Source organism: Roseinatronobacter ekhonensis (genome assembly GCF_900499075.1).
Classification (GTDB): Bacteria; Pseudomonadota; Alphaproteobacteria; order Rhodobacterales; family Rhodobacteraceae; genus Roseinatronobacter; species Roseinatronobacter ekhonensis.
In genome coordinates this window covers 1-9,722 of the sequence record NZ_UIHC01000070.1, presented here as the reverse complement: position 1 = coordinate 9,722, position 9,722 = coordinate 1, and the positions used below count along the sequence as shown (strand labels likewise).

Here is a 9,722-nt window from a genome sequence, read left to right as displayed (position 1 = left end):
CGCTGCACGGACATATGACGAATTATGGAAGGCGGTCGGTCATGTTTGTAACCTGTTCACCCCTGACGAATGCTACAACTTCTTCAAGGCCGCTGGATATGAAACTGATTGAACCAGACGCGCTCTAGTCGGAATGGGGTTCGACTATTGGGCGCTGGGCCATGTGCACAAACGGCAGGTTCACGCCCAAGACCCTTGGGTGCTAATGCCCGGCATGCCGCAGGGCCGCGACATTGGCGAGGACGGGGCAAAATCGGCCAGCCTGCTAACACTCTCGGAGGGCAGGATTGCGGTGCAAACGGTTCCGACCTCTGTGCTGGAGTTTACCGCAACAACGCTGGATATTTCCGGCATCGACAGCGACGACGCGCTGCGCGGCGCGCTTCGGTCGCACATGCGGGAAATTGCGGAGGCGTTGTCCGCACAGGCAGGCGTTGTGCGCCTGACCCTGACGGGCGCACCCCTGCGGCACTGGCAGATCTTGCGCGATCAGGACACATGGGCGGAAACTGTCGCGGCCCTTGCACGCGAAACCGGGCGGCTTTGGCTGGACAAGCTGCGCCTGGAGATTGTGGCACCGGAAAGCTCGGACAATACGGCTGGCGCGACAGCAGAATTGGCCACGCTGATGTTGGCAATCCGCGAAGAACCAGGCTTTGTTGCCACCGCACAGGCCGAGTTGGACGAGGTCATTGGCGATCTTCCGCCCGCGATGCGCGCCATGCTGATGCCGGATGAAGCTGCGAGCACCTCGCTGGCCCAGACCCTCGCCGAAACCGGCGCGCGGCGCGTCCTTGCCCGCATGAAAGGGGCCGAAGGTTGATGCGGCTGCGCAGCCTATCCCTTGACCGGTTCGGTCATTTCACCGGCCACACGCTGGAGTTCGGGGCAGCGGGCGACCGCCCGGATTTTCACATCATATACGGCCCGAACGAAGCCGGAAAAACCACGACGATGGAGGCCGCGCTGCGCCTCTTTTACGGATTTCCGCATCGTGAGCCATACGCGTTCAAGCACCAGCGCGCGAACCTGTCGGTCTCTGGCGTGGTCGAGATTGCGGGCGAAACCCGCAGCCTTACCCGACTGCCCAAGCGGAGCGGTGCGCTTGTCGACGCCTCTGGCGCGGCGCTGCCGGAAACCGCGCTGGCCACGCATCTGGGTGGCTTGGGCGAAGACGACTACCGCCAGCTTCTGTGTCTGGATGACGAGACAATCGAACGCGGCGGAGAAGAAATCGCGCAAGCGCGCGGCGATATCGGGCGGTTGTTGTTTTCCGCCGCTGCCGGTGTGGCCGACCTGAGCACCGTGCTTGATGGCGTGCGCGCAGAGGCCGACGCACTATGGCGCAAGCGCGCGAGCAAGACGCAGGTCGCCACGCTGAAACGCGAACTGGCAGAGGTTGAGAAAGACATCCGCGAGCGTGATGTCACAGCCAGCGCATGGCGTGGGTTGAAAAAGGCGTTGGCGGACGCGCATGACGCAGAGGCCCGCGCACGCGCGGCGCGCGACGCACTGCACGAACAAGCGGCAGATATTGCGGCGCGGCAGCGGGCGCTGCCAATGCTGGCCGATCTGGATGCGCTGGCAGAGCGCCTTGCGCCGTTTGCAGACTATCCCGAACGGCTTGGGTTTGACCTTGAAGACCTTGTCACGCTCAAGAGCGATCAGACAGGGGCAGAAAGTGACATTGAACGCCTGACCACCGAGATTGCCGCGCTGACCTTGCAACGCAAGGGGCTGGCGCTATCGCCCAAGCTTGTCACGCTGGCGGAAGAGTTGGACGCGCTGGAAGACCTGCGCGCACGCGACCTGTCAAATGCACTGGATTTGCCGAAACGTCGGACACAAGTCGTCGCAGCACAAGATGCAATGGCGCGCGCAGCACGCGAACTCGGGGCGCCAGACGGCTGCGATCCGCAAAGCCTTGTGCCGACACAAGCGCAAATCGCCGACCTGGACACGGCGCGCGACCGGCTGCGAAGCGCCCGTGCCACTGTCCGGACCGAAGCGCAGGAGGTGGCGGACCTGACGGCGCACCGTGATCTTGCACGGCAGAACCATGAAACCCTGATCGCGCAGCGCCCCGCCGGTGCGGCAATCGGTCCAATTCTGGCCCGGCATCAGGCTGACAGCTTGATGCCCGCCCACGCGACCGCGCAACAGTCCATCGCCACCGCAGAGCGGGCTGCGCGCGCGGCGCTGGACGCACTTGGCACCGCTGCCCAACGGTTCGACCGCCCGCCAGAGCCGCCGATGAGCATCGTTCGCGCCCGCGAACTGGCCACAGCCCATGACGCGCTCAGCCGGAAAATTGACACGGACCAAACCGCGCTTGCCCAACACCAAGAGGATATTTCGGCGCGAGACGCACAGATCGCGGAGCTGTGTCGCGAAGGGCAGATTGTGCCCGACGCCGACGCAGCCGCTTTGCGTGCTGAACGCGACCGGTTGTGGCAGGCTCATCTGACGACGCTGGACACTGCTTCGGCCCAAGATTTCGCCGACGCGATGCAGGCTTTCGACGTGGCGCAGGATATGCAGATCACCCATGCAAGCGAACTTGGCCAGTTGCGCCAGAGCCTACAGGCACGCGCAGAGGCGCAGGCGCGCGCAGATACGGCCAAGTCCCGTTTGGTCGAACATCGTGCAGGGCTGGCCGAGATAGAGGGTGAAATCGGTGCCGCATCGCGTGCGGTCGGGGGGATAGGCGCGGCATCTCCCGCCGAATGGCTGGACTGGATGCAGCGCCATGACGCCGCGACAGCCGCCGCCCGTGCCGCCGCGCAGGCGCGCGATGAACATGCTGCGACACTGGCACGGGCGCAGGCGCTGCTGGATGAGTTGACTCCGCATCTGGATCTTGCTGCCCCCGATGTGACCGGGGCGGTCGCGGCGGCACGCCGTATGGCAGAGGTTGAGCGGGACGCACTCAGCGCGGCAGACACCGCGCGCAAGACACTGGACGGGGCCGAGGCGGCCCTTGTAGCACGGCTTGAAAAGCAAGCGCTTTGCTTGCAAGACGCCGCAGAAGCGGAGTCAGCCTGGCACACACTTGTGACCGAGTGTTTCGGCGAGAGCATCGCGCCCGACACCCTGCTGGCCGCGCTTGACCCTTTGCGCAGCCTTGCGACGCATGAAAAAGACCGTGCCGAAGCCGCGCAGCGTGTCGCCAACATGGAGCGCGACTTGGCGGTTTTCGGCGAACGGGTCGCGGCTTTGGCCAAAGCTCATGATATCACCTGCGCCGAAACGCCTGCCGACAGCTTTGCCCTGCTGCGCACGGCATCAGAGGACGCGCGCAAGGCCGCGGAACAGGCGCAGGACTTGGATGGCCGCATCGCCGAGGCCCAAATACTGCTGGCACGCGCCAGGCAGCGGCAGACGGAGATTGACGCAACGGTTTCCAGACTGGCCAAAGAGTTCCCGGCAGGGGCGCAGGTCGATACGCTGGACGCGCTGCGCGCGACAGCGGGTCAGGCCGCCCAAGTGATTGCCGACCGCGCAGACCATGCAGTGTTAAGCCGCAGGCTGGTTTCGGAACTGGATGTGGCAGATATTGACGGCGTCCGCGCCCGCCTGACGGGGGCCAGCCATGTGGCGCTGAACGCGCAGGCGGATGGTTGCAAGGCCGATCTGGCGCGTGCCGAGACGGCGCTGACCACCGCAACAGAGGCCCGCACGACTGCGTCTCAGGCGTTGGCACAAGTGACAGCGGGGGGCGATATCGCCGCGCTGACAGAACGCCGCGCCACTCTGGAGCTGGAACTGCAAGAGGCCGCTCTGGCGCATCTGGAATTGTCGCTGGGCCACCGGCTGGCAGAGGCCGCGATCCGGCGCTACCGCGACACCCACCGCAGCGGCATGATGGAAGCCACGCAACGATGCTTCGCCGCGTTGACGCAGGGCGCTTATACCCGCCTGACAACGCAACCCGACGGCGCTGACGAGATTTTGCTGGCCATTGATGCAGACGGCGTCGCAAAACGCGCCGCCGACATGTCCAAAGGCACGCGCTTCCAGCTTTACCTTGCCTTGCGCGCCGCCGCGCATGAGCAACTGGTCGCGCAAGGCACCTGCCTGCCGTTTTTCTGCGATGATATCTTCGAGACATTCGACGAAAACCGCACCAGCGCCGCGTGCCGGGTCATGGAACAGATCGGCCGGAGCGGGCAGGCCATTTATCTGACCCATCACCGTCATGTGGTCGATATTGCCCGACAGGTGTGCGAAACGCCCCCCATTGTGCATGAGCTATAGGCGCGCCGTTTGATCCGGATTTACGACGCTTGCGGCACAAACCGGCAAGAATCGCGCCGATCGCAATCATTTTGTCATGCAGGCGCCTTATATGGTCCGCAACGGGTGGCCTTGGCTGCCATAGCGCCCCGCAATAGCGACCGGACAGACACGATGCAGACCAAATACCGCGCCCGCCAGTGGTGTGAAAACCGCCCCCGCACAACAGTCGTAGAAGGATGCATGGCATGAGCATGTTGGCCGCAGTCGGTGTTACTGGTCTGACAGGGTTGCATCTGGCGTCAATCGCGCTTGTGGCACTGCGGCAGCGGATGGCGCGGCCCGTGTCGATGACACATAAGCCAACGGTCACGGTCATACGGCCTGTGCGCGGGCTTGACCCGTTCGATCTGGAAACGCTGGAAAGCACCTTTGATCTGGACTGGCCGCGATATGACATCATCTTTTGCGCGGCCCACCCGGATGACCCGGCTTGCGCCGCATTGCGCGCGATGATCGCACGGCACCCCAACGTTCCGGCGCGGCTGATGATTGGCGAGGATCTGGCGACCGCGAACCCCAAGCTGAACAACATGGCCAAGGGGTGGGAGGCCGCAAGCGGCGAAGTCGTTGTCATGGCCGATGCCAATTTGCTGCTTCCATCCGACTATCTACATCGCCTGTTCGCTGTCTGGGATGACGACTGCGCGCTGGTCAGCAGCCCGCCTGCTGGCGTCCGACCGGGCAACCTTTGGGGCGCCGTGGAATGCGCGTTTCTGAACGGCTTTCAAGGGCGCTGGCAACTGGCCGCCGACAGTATTGGGCTGGGCTATGCACAAGGCAAGACGCTTATGGTGCGCAAAGCGTGGCTTGATGCGGCAGGCGGCTTGTCCGTTTTGGGCCGCAACCTTGCCGAGGACGTGGCCTTTACCAAGCTGGTGCGGGAACGCGGCGCGAAAGTGCGGCTGGTGCGACAGATCTTTGCCCAGCCGGTCGGCGGCCGCGAGGCACGTGCCGTCTGGGACCGGCAGTTGCGCTGGTCACGCGTGCGGCGTGACGGCTTTGCAGGGGTTTTTGCTGCGGAAATCTTGCTCGGTTTCGTGCCCCCCGCCCTGCTTCTGGCCAGCGTTGCACCATTGGCGTGGGTGCTGGCACTGGCAATGGTGTGGTATGGCGCGGAGTGGGCGCTGTGTCGGCGGTCGGGATGGCCACACGGCCCGCGCGACGTGCTGGCGATGGTCCTGCGGGACCTGATGCTGCCCGCGTTGTGGCTCAGCACATACGCGCGCCGCGGTTTCGAATGGCGTGGCACCCGGCTTGAGGTTGCCCAGCATGATCCAGCTTGACGCGCTTGCCCCGCTGATCGAGGGTTTCGGCCTTTGGATCGTGGCTATCGCCGGAATCGTTGAGGGGCCGGTTGTAACGGTGCTTTCGACGGCACTGGCCCGCGAAGGCCTGTTGCCGATCCTGCCCTTGGCCATGATCCTGCTGGCGGGCGATCTGGTTGGTGACCTGTTGCATTATGCGCTGGGGCGGCGCGGGCTGGCCAGTTTGCCGCGCGCATGGCGGCGCTGGCTGGGGCTGGGCCCCGCGCGGGCATCGCAGCTTGCTCGGCATTTCGGTCGGCATGGTGGAAAAACACTTATGCTGGCCAAACTGACCCACTCTGTCGGGGCACCGGTCCTTGTCGCGGCGGGTATGGCGCGTATGCCGGTGGTCCCGTTTCTGGCATGGAACACGCTGGCCGCCGTGCCCAAGACCGTCGGCTTGATGGCACTGGGCTGGTTCGCGGGCGACGCATGGCGACAGATCGAACTCTGGCTGGGCCGATGGACATGGCTGGTGCTGGCGCTGATCGTCGCAGGTGTTGCAATCTGGTGGTTTAGGAGGTGTCAATGCCTGCAATCGTAAGCTGCATCCTGCCCGCGTTCAACGAAGGGCCGCGAATTGGCGCGGTTCTGGCCGTTGTCTGCGCGCACCCGCTGATCGACGAGGTGATCGTGGTCGACGACGCATCCTCGGACGACACAGCGGATCAGGTCGAAAAGTTCGACCGGGTCCAGTTGATCCGGCAGACAAGCAACCGTGGAAAATCGGCAGCTGTGGCAGCAGGGTTGCGCGCGGCGCGCGGCAATGTCGTTCTGTTTCTGGATGCAGACCTGATCGGGCTGGACGCGGCCGCGTTGCGGGCGCTGATCCTGCCGGTTGTCACCGGACGGGCCGACACCACGATCAGCCTGCGCGGCAATGCGCCGTGGCCGTGGCGCTGGATCGGGCTGGATTATATCTCGGGGGAGCGGGCGATGACACGGGCGCTCGCACCGGTGCCCGATCATCTGGAGGTGTTGCCACGTTTCGGCATGGAAGTGATGATGAACGGAGATTGGCTGCGCCAGCGCGCCCGCATTCAGGTTGTGAAATGGGCAGGCGTGACCAGCCCGCTCAAGGGAACCAAGCACGGCAGGATCGCCGGGGTGCTTGCCGATCTGCTTATGGTGCGGGACATCTTTGCGACCGTGGGTGCCGTGCGGGTTTGCGCCCAAATCTGGGGCCTAAGGCGTCTGCGCGTGACCGGGCAGCACGGCGAGCAAAGCTCCGGAAAGCCGGGCCTGCGGCGCGCCTGATCGCCATTTGGGGCACATGCGCGAACGGTAACTTGTACAGTGAATCCCTGCCCAGCGACTCCGCGCAGGTTTTTTGGTGGTACGCCCGTATCCACGCCAAGGCCAACTAAGGGTTTCGGCCACCTCTTCGGTTCGGCCGGACCCTTGCCTGCCTTGCCATCGGGGTGGCTAGGCTTTCGGTTTTAGACCGTCCAGCTTGAGCAGATGATCCAGCGACAGGCGCCCCGGCCCTTGCGCAGTGATGACCAGCAATGCGGCGGCCCATAGCCCATGCGTGACCCATGCATCGGGAAACACGAATAGTTGGATGACCGCCGTCATGATCAATAGCCCGACGGCAGAGGCCCGTGTAAACAGCCCAAGGATCAACAATACAGGCAGGACATGTTCGGCGACCGTTGCCAGAACTGCGGCGGGCGCAGGCGCGATAAGCGGAAGCGCGTAGACGTTCTCGAACAGGAAATAGGTTGAATCCTTGATCGAGATCCCGTCCACTTTGGTGCGGGCCGACTGCCAGAAAACCACCGCCGGGAATATACGGGCAACGATCTGAACGACATCTTGCGGGATGTATCCCCCGATGGCGTTGATCTGGCAAATCAGGCCGCGCGGGCGCGACAGGCTGCCTTGAGTGGCGGGCGTTTGGACGGAATGGGTCATGCGGGCGCTCCTATGCCGGTATCTATGATCAATCCATGGCGCAGCAGCAGGGCCAGCGCGGTGGTCGGGTCGGCCTTGCGTGCCGCTTGGCCAAGCAGTTTTCCGTCGCGCAGGTCACACAGCACTGCATAAGTGTCCGGATCAAGCGCTTCGACGATTACGGTGAAATCCGGCTGGCGCGCGATCAGGGCGTAGTCCGGCCCTGCGGCGATCGGCTTGCGCGCTGTGTCGGGCTGATGCGCCTGCCAGATTTGCAGGGCGGGGTACTGGGCATGAAACAGCGACACGGACGGATGCAACGACACTTTCAACGCTTCCAGATCGTCAACGTTCAAGGCATCCGGCGCAACCGGGTCCGCGTCTGCGGCATGGCAAGCTTGACCGCGGGCGTATTCTAACCGCGCCACATCGGCCAGATACGGCATATTCGAAACGGGGGGAAAGCTGGCAAGAAACGCGGCAAATTCGCCGCCCCACCGCAGCATAACGGGATCGCGGGGTGGGTTATTCGCAATGAATACCCGCGCCATAGCCGTAAAAAAGTCTTTGCCCACAAGCTGTTCGATGACAGGAAAGCGGGCAGCAAGCGCGCGTGTCAGGCTGTGCTGCACATTGTTGCGATAGACCTTGAAACGCTGCGACACTTCTGTGCTGTCAAGTGCCGTGACGCCGTCAGGCGGTTCGCTCCCCCAAAGGGCCGCGTGAAAGGCGTGCTCGGTTTCCGCGTGGGATGACCTTTCATGCGGCATGGGATTTGCCTGCGCTTGCGCGGTCCAGATACTGCTGCGCACGAGCGGTCTCTGTCAGCAAGACCGCGAACTCGGGCACATCGGTATCCCATTCGATCAGCGTGGGCAGCGGGCCGGTCCACGCCAACACCTCTTCGTAAAGGGTCCAGACCGGGTCGGCCACGGGCGCGCCGTGACTGTCTATCAACAGCGGCCCGGAGGGCAGCTCCTCGGTATCATGCCCCGCGAGATGGATCTCTCCGACGGATGCAAACGGGAACGCGGCAAGATAGGCGCGCGCATTAAAGCGGTGATTGGTCGCGGAGATGAAGACATTGTTGACATCCAGCAGTAACCCGCAGCCGGTGCGACGGGTAATCTCTGTCAGGAAATCTGTCTCGGACCATGTCGAGGTCTCGAAGGTCACATAGGTCGCGGGGTTTTCCAGCAGCATGCGACAACCAAGCCTGTCCTGCACCTCGTTTATATGTGCGCAGACAGCGCCCAGCGTTTCTTGCGTGTAGGGCAGCGGCAGCAAGTCATTCAGCCATGCGGCACCATGACTGGACCACGCCAGATGCTCTGAAAAGCTCTCGGGCTGGTAGCGGTCAATCAGTTTGCGCAAGCGCGCCAGATGATCCTTGTCCAGCTCGCCCGCGCCGCCAATCGACAACCCGACACCGTGCAGCGATAGCGCATGATCCGCGCGCAGGGCTGCCAGCATGGCATGGGCCGCGCCCCCGTCGCCCATGTAATTCTCGGCATGGATTTCAAAAAAGCCAATAGCGCCCGGTTGTGCCATCAAATCGCGAAAATGCTCAGGCTTGAAACCCAGACCTGTCGTGCGCGGAAGCTGTTGCATCGTGATCTCCATGAGATGGCAAGGGGCGAGGCGTTTGCCTCGCCCTGTTAGGTGTTCACGCGGGCGGAAGATCGCGGTCCAACTCTTCCAGCGAGCCCATGCGCGCGCTGCCATCGGCCATCTCGGGCAGTTCGATGTCGGCGCAAGTGCCTGCGGCAACCAAGGTCCACGCGTTACCCTGATAGTCCACGGTCGAGGTGCCAGAGCAGGTCGTGCCCGGACCCGCTGCGCAGTCGTTCTGGCCTGCCAAGGAAACACCGAAGCACTTCTCCATTGTGGCGGATTGTGCGTGCAACTGACCGCCTGCCAGTGTCAGCGCCGTGGCCAAAGATGCTGCAAGCGGAAGAGCGAGGGTTTTCGTCGTCATGAATCAATCTCCTGTTGAGGGGTGCTCAGGTGCAGTCCCGGAAAGCGTTACGCTAGGTCATGGAACGCCGTTACAACGGTCACGCCGGTGTGATCGGATATTGTGGAAATATTCGTTTTATACTCCGAGTCCTGCAGAAGCCGAATTTGTTGACTTGACTGCTGGGTTTGGAACGATTCAGCTATTGCTTATGATCCGCCCTGACTTTCTTTCCTCACCAGCCCGCCTCGAGCTTGAGGCTTGCG

Annotated in this window: 9 protein-coding genes; 5 read left to right on the top strand and 4 right to left on the bottom strand. The window is 63.3% G+C overall.

Annotated features, from left to right (window positions below; genetic code table 11):
• Positions 1-133 precede the first annotated feature (133 nt).
• The 5 genes from ROE7235_RS17555 to ROE7235_RS17535 all read left to right on the top strand — a co-directional run bounded on the left by ROE7235_RS17555 (position 134) and on the right by ROE7235_RS17535 (position 6,860).
• A complete protein-coding gene (locus ROE7235_RS17555) occupies positions 134-823 on the top strand; it encodes a metallophosphoesterase family protein (RefSeq protein ID WP_121096935.1) in 690 nt (229 codons plus the stop codon).
• Positions 823-4,257, top strand: a complete 3,435-nt coding sequence (locus tag ROE7235_RS17550; protein WP_121096933.1) for a YhaN family protein — start codon at positions 823-825, stop codon at positions 4,255-4,257. The genes ROE7235_RS17555 and ROE7235_RS17550 overlap by 1 nt, the downstream gene beginning before the upstream one ends.
• Before the next feature lie 233 nt (positions 4,258-4,490).
• On the top strand, positions 4,491-5,582 hold the full coding sequence (locus tag ROE7235_RS17545) for a ceramide glucosyltransferase (protein ID WP_370743911.1): 1,092 nt from the start codon (positions 4,491-4,493) through the stop codon (positions 5,580-5,582).
• Positions 5,569-6,147, top strand: coding sequence for a DedA family protein (locus tag ROE7235_RS17540; RefSeq protein ID WP_121096929.1), 579 nt, complete (start codon positions 5,569-5,571; stop codon positions 6,145-6,147). Before ROE7235_RS17545 ends, ROE7235_RS17540 begins: the two co-directional genes overlap by 14 nt.
• Positions 6,132-6,860, top strand: coding sequence for a glycosyltransferase (locus ROE7235_RS17535; protein WP_121096927.1), 729 nt, complete (start codon positions 6,132-6,134; stop codon positions 6,858-6,860). The genes ROE7235_RS17540 and ROE7235_RS17535 overlap by 16 nt, the downstream gene beginning before the upstream one ends.
• 168 nt (positions 6,861-7,028) lie before the next feature.
• On the opposite strand, the gene ROE7235_RS17530 is transcribed toward ROE7235_RS17535, so the two are convergent.
• Genes ROE7235_RS17530 through ROE7235_RS17515 form a run of 4 tightly spaced genes read right to left on the bottom strand, consistent with a single transcriptional unit; the run spans position 7,029 to position 9,477 of the window.
• On the bottom strand, positions 7,029-7,520 hold the full coding sequence (locus ROE7235_RS17530) for a DoxX family protein (protein ID WP_121096925.1): 492 nt from the start codon (positions 7,518-7,520) through the stop codon (positions 7,029-7,031).
• Entirely contained in the window at positions 7,517-8,269 is a 753-nt protein-coding gene (locus tag ROE7235_RS17525; RefSeq protein WP_121096923.1) for an HvfC/BufC N-terminal domain-containing protein, read from the bottom strand. Before ROE7235_RS17525 ends, ROE7235_RS17530 begins: the two co-directional genes overlap by 4 nt.
• Positions 8,259-9,110 (bottom strand): MNIO family bufferin maturase, encoded by an 852-nt coding sequence (gene bufB, locus ROE7235_RS17520; RefSeq protein WP_121096937.1) that lies wholly within the window; start codon positions 9,108-9,110, stop codon positions 8,259-8,261. Before bufB ends, ROE7235_RS17525 begins: the two co-directional genes overlap by 11 nt.
• Before the next feature lie 55 nt (positions 9,111-9,165).
• Complete coding sequence (locus tag ROE7235_RS17515) at positions 9,166-9,477, bottom strand: BufA1 family periplasmic bufferin-type metallophore (protein ID WP_121096921.1); 312 nt, start codon at positions 9,475-9,477, stop codon at positions 9,166-9,168.
• Between the last annotated feature and the right edge of the window lie 245 nt (positions 9,478-9,722).